The organism is Bulleidia sp. HCP3S3_C9, assembly GCF_052064035.1.
Lineage (GTDB): Bacteria > Bacillota_I > Bacilli_A > Erysipelotrichales > Erysipelotrichaceae > Bulleidia.
Window position 1 is genome coordinate 1 of sequence record NZ_JBQHWJ010000005.1, and the last position, 14808, is coordinate 14808.

General features: G+C 35.3%; 16 protein-coding genes. 5 read left to right on the forward strand and 11 right to left on the reverse strand.

Going from position 1 to position 14808, the window contains the following annotated elements:
* Positions 1-126 precede the first annotated feature (126 nt).
* A complete protein-coding gene (locus ACTND6_RS01880; RefSeq protein WP_441021588.1) occupies positions 127-315 on the reverse strand; it encodes a cysteine-rich KTR domain-containing protein in 189 nt (62 codons plus the stop codon).
* A 435-nt stretch (positions 316-750) separates the two neighbouring features.
* Positions 751-1026, reverse strand: a complete 276-nt coding sequence (locus ACTND6_RS01885; protein ID WP_441021586.1) for a DUF3847 domain-containing protein — start codon at positions 1024-1026, stop codon at positions 751-753.
* 160 nt (positions 1027-1186) lie between these two features.
* Between ACTND6_RS01885 and ACTND6_RS01890 the strand changes: the two genes are divergently transcribed.
* The 5 genes from ACTND6_RS01890 to ACTND6_RS01910 all read left to right on the forward strand — a co-directional run bounded on the left by ACTND6_RS01890 (position 1187) and on the right by ACTND6_RS01910 (position 5120).
* Complete coding sequence (locus ACTND6_RS01890; RefSeq protein ID WP_441021584.1) at positions 1187-2461, forward strand: DUF4368 domain-containing protein; 1275 nt, start codon at positions 1187-1189, stop codon at positions 2459-2461.
* Positions 2462-3080: 619 nt separating this feature from the next.
* Positions 3081-3449, forward strand: coding sequence for a type II toxin-antitoxin system PemK/MazF family toxin (locus ACTND6_RS01895; RefSeq protein ID WP_154459558.1), 369 nt, complete (start codon positions 3081-3083; stop codon positions 3447-3449).
* Between the two features lie 73 nt (positions 3450-3522).
* Positions 3523-3729, forward strand: coding sequence for a helix-turn-helix transcriptional regulator (locus tag ACTND6_RS01900; protein WP_154459559.1), 207 nt, complete (start codon positions 3523-3525; stop codon positions 3727-3729).
* On the forward strand, positions 3716-4801 hold the full coding sequence (locus ACTND6_RS01905; protein ID WP_441021581.1) for a tyrosine-type recombinase/integrase: 1086 nt from the start codon (positions 3716-3718) through the stop codon (positions 4799-4801). The genes ACTND6_RS01900 and ACTND6_RS01905 overlap by 14 nt, the downstream gene beginning before the upstream one ends.
* Entirely contained in the window at positions 4794-5120 is a 327-nt protein-coding gene (locus ACTND6_RS01910; RefSeq protein WP_441021579.1) for a plasmid mobilization protein, read from the forward strand. Before ACTND6_RS01905 ends, ACTND6_RS01910 begins: the two co-directional genes overlap by 8 nt.
* A 667-nt stretch (positions 5121-5787) precedes the next feature.
* Here ACTND6_RS01910 and ACTND6_RS01915 read toward each other — a convergent pair.
* From ACTND6_RS01915 to ACTND6_RS01955, 9 genes are all read right to left on the reverse strand, one after another.
* Positions 5788-6936, reverse strand: coding sequence for an AlbA family DNA-binding domain-containing protein (locus ACTND6_RS01915; protein WP_441021577.1), 1149 nt, complete (start codon positions 6934-6936; stop codon positions 5788-5790).
* Between the two features lie 140 nt (positions 6937-7076).
* On the reverse strand, positions 7077-7424 hold the full coding sequence (locus ACTND6_RS01920; protein WP_441021575.1) for a plasmid mobilization protein: 348 nt from the start codon (positions 7422-7424) through the stop codon (positions 7077-7079).
* A gap of 1 nt (position 7425) precedes the next feature.
* Entirely contained in the window at positions 7426-8532 is a 1107-nt protein-coding gene (locus tag ACTND6_RS01925; RefSeq protein WP_441021573.1) for a tyrosine-type recombinase/integrase, read from the reverse strand.
* Between the two features lies 1 nt (position 8533).
* Positions 8534-8740: a DNA-binding protein gene (locus ACTND6_RS01930; RefSeq protein ID WP_244343686.1), complete on the reverse strand. Its 207-nt coding sequence runs from the start codon at positions 8738-8740 to the stop codon at positions 8534-8536.
* 124 nt (positions 8741-8864) lie between these two features.
* Positions 8865-9398, reverse strand: coding sequence for a type II toxin-antitoxin system PemK/MazF family toxin (locus ACTND6_RS01935; protein ID WP_441021571.1), 534 nt, complete (start codon positions 9396-9398; stop codon positions 8865-8867).
* Positions 9399-9500: 102 nt separating this feature from the next.
* Positions 9501-10088: a sigma factor-like helix-turn-helix DNA-binding protein gene (locus tag ACTND6_RS01940; RefSeq protein WP_441021569.1), complete on the reverse strand. Its 588-nt coding sequence runs from the start codon at positions 10086-10088 to the stop codon at positions 9501-9503.
* Positions 10089-10440: 352 nt separating this feature from the next.
* Positions 10441-10578, reverse strand: a complete 138-nt coding sequence (locus ACTND6_RS01945) for a hypothetical protein (RefSeq protein ID WP_244343680.1) — start codon at positions 10576-10578, stop codon at positions 10441-10443.
* A gap of 150 nt (positions 10579-10728) precedes the next feature.
* Positions 10729-13338: a DEAD/DEAH box helicase gene (locus ACTND6_RS01950; RefSeq protein ID WP_441021567.1), complete on the reverse strand. Its 2610-nt coding sequence runs from the start codon at positions 13336-13338 to the stop codon at positions 10729-10731.
* Between the two features lies 1 nt (position 13339).
* Positions 13340-14785 carry a HamA C-terminal domain-containing protein gene (locus tag ACTND6_RS01955; RefSeq protein WP_441021565.1) on the reverse strand — a complete coding sequence of 482 codons (1446 nt, stop codon included), beginning with the start codon at positions 14783-14785 and terminating at the stop codon, positions 13340-13342.
* Positions 14786-14808 lie beyond the last annotated feature (23 nt).

A 14808-nucleotide genomic window follows, 5' to 3' on the forward strand; every position in this document is an offset into this window, starting at 1 on the left:
CTGTAGTTGTTTTAATAGTACTTTATTCACAATTTCAAAGATCTGTTTGGGAACCTGCTGGATTTGTTAACATTCCCCAATTTCTTTCATTTATTACTTGACTTCCTTATAGTTAAATCCTTTCTTCTAAATAATAAAAGTTTGTTTTTCTGTATTTTTGATTACAATCTCTAATTTTTCTACATCAATGATATGCGTCAATTTGCATTTAGGGCAGAAAAGAGGAAAATCTTTTAATACAGTATTATGAAATACTTGAACTCTCGTCTTTCCGTTACAAATCGGACATTCCTCAACATGAGCATTGACCTGCATTTATAATGCACAGAGCAGTACAACAAAACTAAGGCATAGCTTGCACTATGTCTATACTATATCTATACGTCGTTAGTTTTTTGTATAGCATCCGCAAAATAAGCATGACAAAAAAGCCCATGTTGAAAATGGGAAAATCCTTTTTTTCAATGCTTATCTAATACGCATGCTATACAACATAAACGCCGCCTCTTTTTACATAAATTTTATTTTATCAGAAAATCAGTCTACTGTCAATACACAACAGGAAGTATTTAACCTAATGATATGAATTGTGTGGACATATCCAAAAAGAAAGGTGAACTGTAAAATGTAACAGGGTGAATGAAAATGGCAAAAAGACCCGTACCATTGTACGACTTTAAGGCTTTCGGGGCAGCTATAAAAGCCGCGAGAAATGAATACGGCGAGAGCCGCAAAAAGGTAAGCGACGAGTTATATATTTCCCCGCGCTTCCTCGCTCGTCAGGGCAAGCCGGAGAAAGGCGGCGGCTTCTTCGTCGGTCATGGTCTTTGCTTCTGGCACAATGCTCTCAAAGACCGCACCCCGGACGATCAACCGATGGCTGCGCGTCCTGCGTTCCTCTTGGGATAACTTTTGCCGCAACACCTTTTCCCGATTTTCAAGCTGCCGGATTTTCTTCTTCCCGTCCTCAATCTCGGCTTGCAATTCCTCGCGTTTTTTTCTCTCGGTTTCGTCATGGGTGGTCACTCCTTTCTACCTGTCGGCATAGAAAAAGGACAGTCGATTTCCTCGGCTGTCCTTTTGATTAGGGTGTTTGGTTTACTCCGTTCTGCTCAATAAATGGGAATATTAAATATCAATACGCCCTTTAATACATTCCTATTAAAACATCAGCTTCGATTGTCAAATGTGTGAGAGTACGCCAATCAACGGAGAGAATGAGCTTGCCCCATTCCTCAACATTCTGAATGAAATGCACGCCCGCCAGACCAGCAAAAAGGTAAAGGCGGCCATGCGGACACGGTTCGCAAATGGCGCACACTATGGAGCCTATGCTCCGCTTGGCTATGTCAAAGACCCAGATAAGAAAGGCCATCTTCTGATTGACCCGGAAACAAGGTGGATTATCGAAAAGATTTTTGACCTTGCCGTTCATGGCCGGGGAGCCGCCAGCATTACACGGATTTTGGTCGAAGAAAAAGTACCTACTCCCGGCTGGCTGAATTTCCAGAGATACGGCACTTTCGCAAATATCTATGCCGGAGCGCCGGAGGAAAAAGCCTATGCGTGGACGATAGCGCAGGTGAAAAGTATTCTGAAAGAGGAAACCTATATCGGACACAGCGTCCACAATAAGCAGACCAACATTTCATTCAAAAACAAGAAGAAAGTACGCAAGCCAAAAGAGGAATGGTATCGTGTGGAGAACACCCACGAAGCGATTATTTCCGAAGATGTGTTCCGTCAAGTACAGGAGCAGATTTGCAACAGGCGCAGACGGCAGAAGAACGGCACAACACAGATATTTTCCGGGCTGGTAAAATGTGCGGACTGCGGCTGGTCGCTGGCCTATGGTATGAACAGCCAGAACAAAAATCCCTATGCCCACTACCATTGTAGCAAGTACGGGCAAGGATTGCACCAGTGTTCCATGCACTATATCCGCTATGATGTGCTTTACGCCTATGTCCTTTCCCGTCTGCAATACTGGTCTGTGCTGGCACAGCAGGATGGGGACAAACTTCTGAAACGGCTACTTAACGCCAGCGACAAGGAACGCAATACTGCAAGGAAGCGGCAGACAGCCGAACTGAAAAAGGCGGAAAAGCGCAAAGCAGAAGTAGACACCCTGTTTGCAAAAATGTATGAGGACTGGTCTGCCGGACGCATTACAGAATACAATTTCAATATGCTGTCCGAAAAGTATCAGGGCGAACAGCGAGAATTGGACGTAAAAATTGAACGGCTTCACGAAGCGATGGAGACCGCCGCCCAGACAGCGGTTGACGCTGAAAAGTGGATAGGTCTGATGAAACAGTATGTCAATCCCACAGAATTGACGGCTGAACTTCTGAATACGCTGATTGAAAAAATCCTTGTCCATGAAGCGGTCAAAAGTGAGGACGGAAGCCGGGAACAGGAAGTGGAAATCTTCTACCGCTTTATCGGCAAAATCGAATGACACATCTTGAGATACCCAACAATATCTTTAACTAAGGGAAACGGGAAGAAATGATTTCAATACTATGTGATGAAATACTGAAATCATATCAAGCTGGTTTCAAAGAGGGAATCAAGATTGGATATGAAGCAGGTGCAAATTCTTTACAAGACGATCAATAAAAGATCGTTTTTTTTAATTTGTTGTCCAATAATCATTCATTTCATGGCCTATTAGGGTGAAGGGATAAGAATTTCCTTTATTCCCCATGATCTTTGAAAATAGGATAACAACTGTTAAAACCAAAACCTGTATGCCCGAGCTAGATCAATGATGCGCAATGACTACCATATACAGCCTATAAATAATATATGGTAAGAGCGATGATACTTCAGAATGATCAGCAGCAGTCAACTGTGCCATGACAGCATGCAGGATAATGATACTTTCAGCGATGAGCGCACACGTAAGATGCGTGGGTGAAACTCCCATGACTGATGGCTGACAACCATCTACTTTAGCAGGATTCCCTATCGTTTTCGGGTTATCAGGGATAAATAGAAAACAAGATGAATAATGTATTTAAACTATCAGCCAGGTTCAACAGCCTGGCTTTACATATGAAGGAGCTGAAACATTTATGTTCAAAGTAAAACGAGGAGATGTTTTTCTTGCTAATCTAAGTGATGCAACCGGATCTGAACAGGCTTTTGTTAGACCGGTCGTTATTATCCAGAACAACTGTGGAAACAAGCATAGTCCTACAACCATTGTTGCCTGTCTATCTTCCAAAATTGAATCAAAAGCCCATCTTCCAACTCATTACATTCTTCCGGAAGGCATTGGCCTCAAACATCGATCCATGGTTCTTTGCGAACAGATTAAGGTCATCGATAAGTCCAGGCTGCTAAAGAAGATCTGCCATATTTCAAAAGGACATATGCACATCATCGATCACAAGATCAAAATATCACTCGGTCTAAAGAATATACATAGACAAAAATCATAGGTACAAATCCCACTTTTGCAGTTGGGATTCTTTTTTATTAAAAGCCTATAACAAAGGAAAGGAGGATAACCAGATGGATAAAAACAAAAACAGATTCGTAGATGCAAAAGAAATCATGGAACTTACCGGATTATCCAAGTCTGCTGCATATAGGCTGATTCAGCAGCTGAATGAAGAGCTTGCGCAGAAAGGTTACATGTATGTGCGTGGAAGAGTTATCTATCCTTATTTCTATGAAAGATTCTTTGGAAAGGATGGAGATTCAGATGCCGGTATATAAGGATAAATCAAGAGGAACCTGGTATGTCGTTACTCGCTATAAGGACTGGACGGGCAAGCTTAGGACCACAACTAAAAGAGGATTCAAGTCCAAGGTTGAAGCCAAGCGTTATGAAGTTGAATTTTCTGAAAAGAAAGATAACAGTCTATCAATGACTTTTGGAAGCTTTGTTGAAATCTATATGGATTCAATGGAAAAAAGATTGAAGGAAAATACACTTCAGACGAAAGTAGCAATCATTGAAAAGAAGATACTGCCCTATTTCAAGAACAAGAAGCTTTGCGAGATAACGCCAACCGATGTAATCAGCTGGCAGAATGAGATGATGAAGCAAACTACCAAAACGGATAAGGAGTTTTCCCCCACCTATCTAAAAACACTGCATAACCAACTGAGTGCAATTTTCAATTATGCCGTCCGCTATTATGGCTTGAGCAGCAACCCTGCTAGAGTTGCCGGCAATATGGGAAAGGAAACAAATGGTGAAATGCAGTTTTGGACCAAAGAGGAATACATGATCTTCTCCAAAGCCATGATGAAAAAGGATGGAATCTTCCAGGCATTTGAAATGCTTTACTGGTGCGGATTAAGACTTGGCGAAATGCTGGCATTAACGCCTTCTGATTTTGATTTTAACAAGAAAACCGTTCGGATCAACAAAAGCTATCAACGTATCAAAGGCGAGGATGTAATAACAGATCCTAAAACCATCAAAAGTAACCGTGTTGTCCAGATGCCAGATTTCCTGGCAGATGAAATGGAAGACTATTTATCCAGGCAATACGAGCTTAAACCAAATAACCGAATCTTTACAGTTACTAAATCCGGCATGCACCATGAAATGGACAGAGGATGCAGGGAAACCGGAGTCAAAAGGATTCGTATCCATGATCTTAGACACTCACATGTATCGCTGCTTATTGAGATGGGATTCTCTGCTGTTGATATTGCCAACCGTGTTGGCCATGAAAGCGTAAAGATCACCTATCGTTATGCTCATATGTTCCCTTCCAAAGACAAGGCAATTGCTGATAAGCTTACTGATTTCAGAGGAGGTGCTTTCAATGAGTAAGAAGAATGTAGATCAGAAAGGAAGATTCAGAAACAAGATTATTTCCTTCCGTGTGTCCGAAGAGGAAGCCAAACTTCTAAAACGTCGTGTTTTGTTATCAGGACTAACAAAACAGGATTACATAATCAACTCGATTCTTGGCAAGGAGATAGTTGTTTATGGAAGTCCGTTTGTATTCAGAAGTCTTCATGATGAACTCGTCCACTTTGCTAATCTATATGGAACATCTATTGATTCCGATGATGAGGAAATGATGGTTTGGGTATTAGAAATGATCCTGGCAATGCGTTCAAAGGACAAAACAATCGTAAAACCGTAATTTTGTTTTCAAAAATGTTTTCACATGAGAATAGTACAACGTGAAAATGGCTTAAATAAGGCAAATTTTTGTGATTAGGAACCATTCTTCATGTGTAAGAATTTAGTCATTTTCATCTGATTTCAGATCAAAAATGGCTATTTTTTATGTTTCTACATAGATTCTCGAATGCAGAAATCAAGTTTTTTTATTCGTATCTATGATTTTCATGTGATTATTGAGCTGTTTAACTGATAAATAAGGCAAATGTTCCTGGTGGCTTGGAGGTGTGAACCTCTAAGCCACGGTTTGCTTCAGGGTCCAAAAATACCAACGTCTAAGCCACCGGGTACCTTTTGGCAAAAAACAGGTCAAAATGTTTTCACGGAGGGCAAAAATAGTCCAAAATTGACTGATTTTTTGCTCTGAAAACACAAAAATTCATCCAAATGTTTTCAAAATGTTTTCACGGAAGCTATAGACATCAAAAAAACCGCTAATATTAGCGGTTTTAAGCACTTTGGGTACTATTCGAACTCCTTACCTTCCTTATTTTTTACCTTATTTATGGTATAAATCATAAGGATTTAAGGCTATTTTCTGTAAATTATCCACTCATTATTTTATTTATCAAATTTTTCGTATCAATATCTGTATCATTTATCCAAAAAGAATAGTTCCAATCGGCTTAGATGTTTTTAAGAGAATTTTCAAATCGCCATTCTTTGTACATTTCAGATAAAACATATCCAGTTCTTAGTCGCTCCATATAAACACCTTTATCTAAAGTTTTATCAGCTAAATCAATTATAAATTTCCTATCAAGCTCTTTACGGCGTTCTTCAAATTTCTCTCTATTCTCATTTATATAGGTTTCGAATTCTATTCTTTCTTTTTCTGATTCATAAAACAAAACAACTTCTTGATAATGCATCAATGCGTATCTGTGATCTCCATTCTCTTGGTCGTATAAAAATTGAAAGATCTTATACCTTAAGCTATCTTTCTCATAATATTTGTAGCTGTATTTTTTATTAAAACCATTTCTTTCACGAATTACATCTCCCCATATGGGAGTAGGGACAAATAGTCTTCCACTATCTAGAACTACAATCTGGTATGATTCTAAAAGCGTTTGGTGACACTTAATATCAAGAATTTCATAAGAGGTGCTATGATTCGGCATTGCAAACGCATAGAATTCTGGAGCCATACGATCATTATTCTCGTCTCTTTTAATTTCTATTGTTAGTTCTGGATAGTAAATGTTATAGAATGATTCCTCGAATTCATTCCATTCTATTTTATTAGCTAAATGATCATAAATATATTCCAGCTTGGACTTCGTTAAGCCAAATCTTTTTCGCCAAAGATTTTCTATATCCGTCATATCGGCATTACCGTTATCTGGCGTATTTTTATCACCAACTCTTGTGTAGATACAGCCTTGTCTCATTTTTCCGTAAGGCTTTTTTAAATAAATTGGCGTCTTCTCAACATCGAAAATCTTTAAAATGTCAACATCTTCACCATCGATGTTAACCGTTGTAAGTTCAATTTTAGGATATATATCTCCAGCAAAAACTAATTTCGATATTGCATCAATAATATCCGATTGCTTTCTTCTGTCTTTAGCCATTCCAGTAACTGTTAAATCATCAGCGACACCAAAGATAATATAGCAATCCTTGCTATGCACAGTATTAGCTAAACATATAATATCCTTTAGTAAATCAGCTATATCATCGTGCCATTCTTGCTTAAAGTCCCAGTATTCTCCCTCTTTTCCTCGTTCCATTAAGGACAATACTAATTCCTTTAATTCACTATTGTTCATAGGTATTTCAACCTCCTTTTCACTTATATTGATTCAAAATCTGTTTCGTATCTTATATATTAATTTTACCAGACACGCAGCATCAATCCCAGCGCCATTAAATTAAGCCTCGCAACATAATTGTTACGAGACTGTTTAGGTTATACCAGTCCATTTTTCGTTTCTTCCTTAGGATAATATAAACCATTAGCCACAGCTAATATGAGCGCAATATTATCCATTAGCTCATCATCAATATCATTCGAAGACTCGAGCCTGTGCAATTCTTCCAAAACTTCGCTTAGCCGATCAAATACTGCTCTATGTACTTTACAATTAGCTTGTACATTGATTGTTCTATCAAGAAGCTTACTGATAATGAAGTCTTGCTTTGTCATCCCTGTTAGAGATACAGCAATGTTTAATTGCTCATCTTCTTCTGGTGATACCCTAAATGCAATGGTTTTCGACCGAAAACGATTATGATTATCTTGGTTCCTTTTAGACATTTTATACACCTCTTCTCATTTTATCTAAGTCGTTAGCAATAGTTTTTTGTACGCCATCAAATAAATGGCCGTAAATATTCTGTGTTGTAACAATCGATTTGTGTCCGATTCTTTTAGACACTTCGAATATATCGTATTTCCTGCTGATCAAAAGAGATACGTGAGAATGCCTTAATCCGTGGATGGTTATTTTCTTTAACTTATATTGATCAATAATGTAATCAAGATTTTTGTTTAATTGATGTCGTCTGAATTTAAATATTCTTTCGTCAGGCTTTGGATTATACAACTGCTCAATATATTCTTTAATTTCATCAACCAGAAATGCTGGCATACTTACTTTTCTAAAAGAACTCGGAGTTTTAGGAGAAGTTATAACATCTTCTCCATTCATATGATGATAGGTTTTAGTGATATTTATGGCTCCTTCTTCAAAATCAATATCTTCTTGAGTTAAAGCCAATAGTTCACCAACTCTTAATCCACACCAATATAGGATTTCATATGCGTAGTAATATCTTGGATAGTTCATTGCGTGGTAAGCAAATTTCTCATATTCTTCTAATGTCCAAAATTGAACCCGTATTCCTTTTGAACCCATATTCTTAATATCAACCAAAGGATTTGTAGTTAGATATCCTTTATCTTTTGCGTAATTAATAACGGAGTTAAATTGACACTGGATCGTTCGAAGATAAGCTTGAGAGAATGGCTTACCATTTGGTTGTACAGTTTCTTTTATTCCTTCTTGCCATTCGGCAATGATATCTTCATTTATTTCATCAATTGGCATATCTTCAAATACAGGAAATATATGTTTATTGAAGATGTTAAATTTAGTTTCCAGTGTAGACTCCTTAATATCAGAATGTTTATGCGACGTCAGATATTCTTGAAAAACATCACCGAAAGTTTTAATTATTGCTTCATTGTTTTCTTCTGGTATCGTTAAGCTTTCTATAAAATCCTCTTCAAACTTTTTAGCATCTCTTTTACTATCGAAACCTCTTTTAAGTTTTGATTTTGTTTTTCCATCAATTGGATCAACATAGTTAAATTTCGTCAACCATTTAAATCCTTTTGATACCGGATATTTATACTGTGGCATATTATCCTCCTTTATCTACATATATCTTCTCTTCACTTGGAAAATACCTCTTCATCAAATACAACGAATCCACTTTACCTGGAATAGTTAAATAACCAGCTTTTCTTAGTTCATCGTTAAGTTGATCAATAATCTTATAAGCATATGAATTTGAAATATCTAGCATTTCAGCTACTTGTTTTGCATTTAGCATCTTTCTTTGTTCCACCGTGTTCTCCTTCCTAGGATCTTCTCAAATCACCACCTTTCGTCCTTTCGACCACATTTTAAAATCTATGTGCTAAGTGGACAATTGTGCGATTTAAGCGATCGCATACTTGACAAATTACTTATTATTTCCTTGCTTTTTCTATAACTGTATACTGCCACCCAAGTCTTCCACATTTATCGCATTTTGACTTTCTTTTAGCAAAAGGATCGAGCCGTCGTATAACATAATTATTCGTGCTCATATAGTCCTTTAAGCATTTTGGGCAAAGGCAACGAATAGTATCTTTATCAATTTCTTTATAGAACCAAAAGCCAAAGGTTTTCTTCAGCGTGTTATTAATCCGCTTCATCAGACGTTCATCATCTATTGTTCCAATATACTCAAGAAGACCTTTTTTATTTACTGTTTGTATTTGTTCCAATAGCACCATAGAAGGCTTTTTTAATCCAAATTCTTGTCCCAATATAATGTGTGATGGTAAATAGCGTTTCTTTAATACGGTTGTAATAGATGCGACAATGATAGTCGGCGCATTAGCATTAAATTCATCAGCTTGAACAACCAGTACAGGGCGAATACCTGATTGAATCGATCCTTCTCTTTCTCCGAAGTCGTAATAGAAAAGATCTCCACGCATAATTTTATTCTTCTTCATTGAATCCTTTCCTTTCTGTTTTATATGTAGGAAGGGAGCGCATGTCGGAGCATATTATTCCCTTCACCTATTTAGACAAGCACCACTAAAATGCACACCCTTTTAGAGGCTTTCGAAGTATTTTTTAAAATTCTTTTTTGCAGCACTTATTGATTTATCAACCGTGCTGTAATTAACACCCTCTTCTTTTGCAATTTCTCTAGAACTCATCCCTTTTACGACTGATTTGATCAGCCTATCCCTTTGAATTGGTTTCATCAAAGATAGTGTTTTTTTAACCTTTAAAATATTGCATTGGCGAATGTGTTCAACTGCTATTTCGTATTCTTCACGTATGGACAATTGAACTGGATCTTCGTATATATCTACAAGCTTAGAATTTGAACGTTCTGATATCCCTTCTTCATAGCCATATAGATCGTGATTTCGCTTGTCGCGTTTTTGAAATTTATCCTCATTTCTATGAAATTCACGAATAACTTCACCGTGTGTTATTGAGAGATGAATAAATGGGGTATATCGGCAAATAACATCTGGATATCTATCCAATAATTCTTCTTTAGTTAAATCGGTAACGATGGCATACTTTTCAGCGCCGTTATAGCCAATGTATTCGAATCGCAAATCAATAACTTTGCATTCACTTGAAAATAATATTTCTTGTTGCTTGATCGATTGATTAATACTCATTTCCTTACCTCCGTTTCTTTTGAGCAAAACCAGTTCAAAAGTCCGTGAGGTTATGGGTATTTATCGATTAGACATTTCAAACAATTCAGTAGGTTCATTCGCTTTTCCTTTCCGTCTGAACCTGCTAAAGAAATGAAATATAAAAATAGGGCCGGCACCATTAAGGTACCGACCCGTGTCTAAAAAGCATGAGGTAAAATGGGTACCTTAACAGCACCTGTTACAATTTGATTTGTAACTTTGTGCTATTTTCGTATCCCAAGTCCTATAGCTAATCAGACTTTAGATATTTAATTTTGCTTGTCTATCACTTGAGAGTGATCATTAGAAGACTATACCTGTCTTCCATCCATTAATGTTTGTGTTTTTGTCTTTGCGACAAAGCACTGCCAGCAACGGATTTAGCCGCTTTTCCGTAGCGACCATCACGTAAAATTCCGCTGGCTTTTTTAGCGACTTTCCCAGATGTATGTTTACAACTCTTAGCCATAATTTTGACCTCCTTTCTTTATGCCTTCAGTATAAGATGTCCATGTCCATAAATTTAGGGGTAGCCCTAGGGAAAAATAGGGGAAAATTTAGGGGAAATAAAAAAAGACCTAACGTTCTATTTGCGTTAGGTCAAATATAGTCATTACTCTCAATCTACAAAAAGTTCTGGCATATTGAATTGTATATCATTCGCTTCTGTTTCTACACCAATATTCCCACATTCCAATAAGGTTTTCTTTATAAGTATTCCTTCTTCGCTTTCTAGCAAATACTTATTTCTATTATCTTTGATATAAATGGAAACTTGTCTTGAAAAACCCGCTTGTTGCAGAAACATAGTTAGAGGATTTGTTGTTCCGTATTCTACGAAATCATACCAATCGTTATCGAATCGATCGATATTATAGTATTTTTTATACTCTATCGAAAATTGCCTAAAATAATTTGAAATACTATAAAGTAGGATGTTTTCAATGTCGCTTAATGTCTCTGAGATAACATAATTTTGATGAGATTTGGAGCCATCGTAATAATCAGCGAGTTTAGAAAATCCCATCCAAACCCCAGATTCAGGATTATTATTCTTAAATTTTAGACTGTAGTGAATTATACGGTTTAAACCATATCCTTGAATCCATCTCATCAACAGCAAAGAATACCACTTTAAAACTCCATCACTAGAGTTTTTTCCAATTCTGCCTAAACTATTAGGTTCATAAATTTCCCATTTAAAAATTCGCCTTAATTTTTTCATAAAGTGAACAACTTCATCAAATTCAATCAAGCCATTAGTAATTTTTGGATAAGATAATCCATCAGCTATCGCTTTTCTCAAATTTCTAATTTGATCATAAGACAATGTAATATCATCACTAGTTTTATCTACAGGAAATTTGTTTTTTATTTTGAATTCAAGTTCTTTATTTAATCCTCCATTTTTAATAAAAGATTGTCTTAAAGGTGTATTAGAATCTAAAGCTATATCACGTGTAAGAATCATAGAGAAATTTCTAGCTGCACTATAATCTTTCTCTGCCTTCGCCATCTTACGTGCATTAGAAAGCTCTAAATCCCCTTCAGATAGATCCTTAACAATATTTTTTACTAACTTTTTATTAGACTTATTAGAAATAGGTAATGATTGATTAGGAATATCTTGTTGTAATAAATTAATATACTTTGCAGAAGATAACTTATGATCATCTCGAACTAAAAAAACATTGCCATAAAGGTTATATTTTATTCTTCCTACTCTTCCAATCAAATTTTTGAATTCAACTTCATTCATATTTGAAAGACCATTTTTATAACTTGAAATAAACAAGTTATCAGCAGGAAGATTTATTCCTTCAATTAAAGTACTAGTACAGAATATAGTTTTTAAATCACCATCTTCAAAACTTTTTTCTATTCTTAATCTAATGTTAGCAGGTAGGTATCCAACGTGATATGCAACACCCTTTAAAATAAGATCCGCAAGATAACATTGCTCGTGAACATCACTTTTTACATCGTTTGATAAAGTTATTAATTTTGGATTATTAATATTAGGTAATGTTTTAGCATATTCTATAGCGAGTTCCAAAACTTTTCTTTTTGATGCGCAATAAACTAAGTTCTGAGAATTTCCCCCAATTGTTTTTACTACATCAATTAACCTTCTATCACTCGATTTGTACTCTAATGGTATTTGTTGTTTTGAATAACTATCATATACATAGTAATGTTGGTTTTCTAAATCTAGATAATATTTAAATTGACACACTGGACTGTATTTAGAAACAATCTTCTTTATTGTTTTATTCTTAATATCAGGGATGATATCAAAATAAATTTCTGGATTTGGAATATTAGGAGAAGCAAATATAATCTTTGTATTCCGATTTGAATTAATTATTTGTGCAACAACTTTATAGTAGTAAGCACTTCTTCCACCTCTATCAGAGATTTTATGAGCCTCATCAATAAATAGAAAATCAATTTTAATATTTGGATAATTTATTAAAAGATATAATAGTCTTTCAGGAGTCATAACAAATACGAAATGGTGCTTTTGATTTAAAACTATATCTCCTGCAGCACTAACTACACGATAATCTCTATTTACCATCATATTTTTTAGATTAGTAATAATATTGCTTTTTACTTCGTTAATTAATGCTTTCGTAGGGACCAAAATTGCGTAATTCTTTATCGAACCATTTTTAATTTGTTCTTCTATATATGTTTGAACAACAAATGATTTCCCCATTGAAGTTGGACCAGAATAGCTAAAATATTGAGTCTCTAAATTGTCATAAACATCTTTTTGATCGTGGAAAAAATATTCATTTTCCTTTCCTGGAATTAAATGATTTTCCATATCGTATTCGTAATAAATACTGTCAAGTAAATCAATACTTTTGAAACCATCTAAAACATTCGCTTTTAATCCTCGATAGTTTCCAAGAGAAGATAAAATCGATCCAAGGTAATATTTAATTTTAATGTTGTTCGGATAAATAAGATTCAACAATATTGCAATTTCTTGTCCCAATAGTCGATGTTCTTCATATCTACTTGCGTCATTGGACTTCGACAACAAATCAGCAAACCGAAGGGCATCATCAATATTAATTTCTATAATAGGGGTATTAATGCCAAAAAGTTTGATTGAATAATTCATCAAAAGATTTTGGTATATTTCAACCAAATAGCTATTATTTAGCAAATCTTTATACAAGACTTCAGAGAGGGTGTGTTTTCTCGGTATTTGCATATTAATTTCCTCCCCTTATTTCTTTGACAATCGTCTCTTTTTCTTTATCTGCATTATTAAATGGTAAGATATAGAAATAAAAGCTATAATTTAACAAACCTTTTTCAAGTATTTTTCCAGCAATATAAGGCTGAATTTTTATAATATCTTCCTCCATCTTTTTCTTAGCGTACCTTTTAAATTCTTCGTTGCTCATACCCTGTGTTGGCATTTCAAAGGTATATCCAACAAAACAACCAAAAGCTAAATCAGCGGAAATACTTTTATCCTTTTGAGGAATCAACACTTTCACCAAATATTCAATTTCATTTTGACTAAAATACTTTTCGTTAATAGTTGACTCGACCATCTGTAGCTCGTTATCGGCGTTTTCTTTTATTTCGATAACTTTTGCAAATATGTTATCTATAGCCGATTTCATATCTCCAACAATATTAGATGATCCGAAAACAATTTGATGAAACGGCAATCCCAAACGATCGAATCTATACAAATGAACCCCATCGCTTTTACTTTTTCCATTGATATCGTTAATCTCTATTTTGCTCATTATTTTGGGGGCAATCAGACCCTTTTCCAAGAAAACATACAGCAAGGTTTCAGATAGAATTGTATCTAAGGAAGCGTTAGAAGCATTAATATACTTCAATACAGCATCAGCACCAATTGCAGTAAGTTTTGTATATTTGTCTACATTATTTATTCTTTGTCTGGACATTACATATTCAGCTATATTTCGTATTATAAATTCTTTCATCGATTTAAAACGAAATGTGTTGTTAAGAATGTCAACTGAGTAAATTTGAAGGTTAGAAGTGTTATATGAATTTGAAATAGGCATTTCAAACACTTTCTCAAAAATACTATTAAAAGTAGAATCGTTTAATGTGGTTTTTAGTGGAGTTATATCAGAAGAAGCCGTGCTTTCAAAATCGATGCTATCACCTTTATGTATAAACGATGAAACATATTCTTTATCTATTTCTTTAATAGAATTCTTACAGTCTTTATTTGAAGTAAAAACAATTGCATAAAAGAAAACTGATGTTAAAAATGAGGAAAAATTAAACACGTCACTAGATATCAGCTTTTTCTTCTCATACCCTGTAATATATCCAATTATCGCTTCATCATCTATGGTTTTATCTTCTTGTAGAACATCAAGAAGCGCTAAAATTATAGGTTTTTTCATTTCATTTCGAAGATGTGGTATAACTTTTTCTTGAAATGAAATCTCTACTTCTTGATAAGGCAAGCATTTTGCTTTTTCCACCAATTCTCTTGGAACATTATCGTGACCAGATTTAATATGTGTCGTTTGGCTACCAATTAAAGTTCCGTCAACTCCATAAACAGCGTAGAGGGCATGCAAAAGCTTTTCGTCTGTTATATTTGCTTTAGCTTGACATAATATTTTGAACGCTGTTCCAAAACATAATCTTTTCATCGAATGCCACCTTACAGCTACAG

Coding starts and splice junctions, on each gene's coding strand:
- ACTND6_RS01935 (WP_441021571.1), bottom strand. CDS start 9,398: ATGAAGAAGAATAAAATTATGCGTGGAGATCTTTTCTATTACGACTTC.
- ACTND6_RS01920 (WP_441021575.1), bottom strand. CDS start 7,424: ATGTCTAAAAGGAACCAAGATAATCATAATCGTTTTCGGTCGAAAACC.
- ACTND6_RS01900 (WP_154459559.1), top strand. CDS start 3,523: ATGGATAAAAACAAAAACAGATTCGTAGATGCAAAAGAAATCATGGAA.
- ACTND6_RS01955 (WP_441021565.1), bottom strand. CDS start 14,785: ATGAAAAGATTATGTTTTGGAACAGCGTTCAAAATATTATGTCAAGCT.
- ACTND6_RS01910 (WP_441021579.1), top strand. CDS start 4,794: ATGAGTAAGAAGAATGTAGATCAGAAAGGAAGATTCAGAAACAAGATT.
- ACTND6_RS01895 (WP_154459558.1), top strand. CDS start 3,081: ATGTTCAAAGTAAAACGAGGAGATGTTTTTCTTGCTAATCTAAGTGAT.
- ACTND6_RS01925 (WP_441021573.1), bottom strand. CDS start 8,532: ATGCCACAGTATAAATATCCGGTATCAAAAGGATTTAAATGGTTGACG.
- ACTND6_RS01915 (WP_441021577.1), bottom strand. CDS start 6,936: ATGAACAATAGTGAATTAAAGGAATTAGTATTGTCCTTAATGGAACGA.
- ACTND6_RS01950 (WP_441021567.1), bottom strand. CDS start 13,338: ATGCAAATACCGAGAAAACACACCCTCTCTGAAGTCTTGTATAAAGAT.
- ACTND6_RS01945 (WP_244343680.1), bottom strand. CDS start 10,578: ATGGCTAAGAGTTGTAAACATACATCTGGGAAAGTCGCTAAAAAAGCC.
- ACTND6_RS01940 (WP_441021569.1), bottom strand. CDS start 10,088: ATGAGTATTAATCAATCGATCAAGCAACAAGAAATATTATTTTCAAGT.
- ACTND6_RS01890 (WP_441021584.1), top strand. CDS start 1,187: ATGTGTGAGAGTACGCCAATCAACGGAGAGAATGAGCTTGCCCCATTC.
- ACTND6_RS01880 (WP_441021588.1), bottom strand. CDS start 315: ATGCAGGTCAATGCTCATGTTGAGGAATGTCCGATTTGTAACGGAAAG.
- ACTND6_RS01905 (WP_441021581.1), top strand. CDS start 3,716: ATGCCGGTATATAAGGATAAATCAAGAGGAACCTGGTATGTCGTTACT.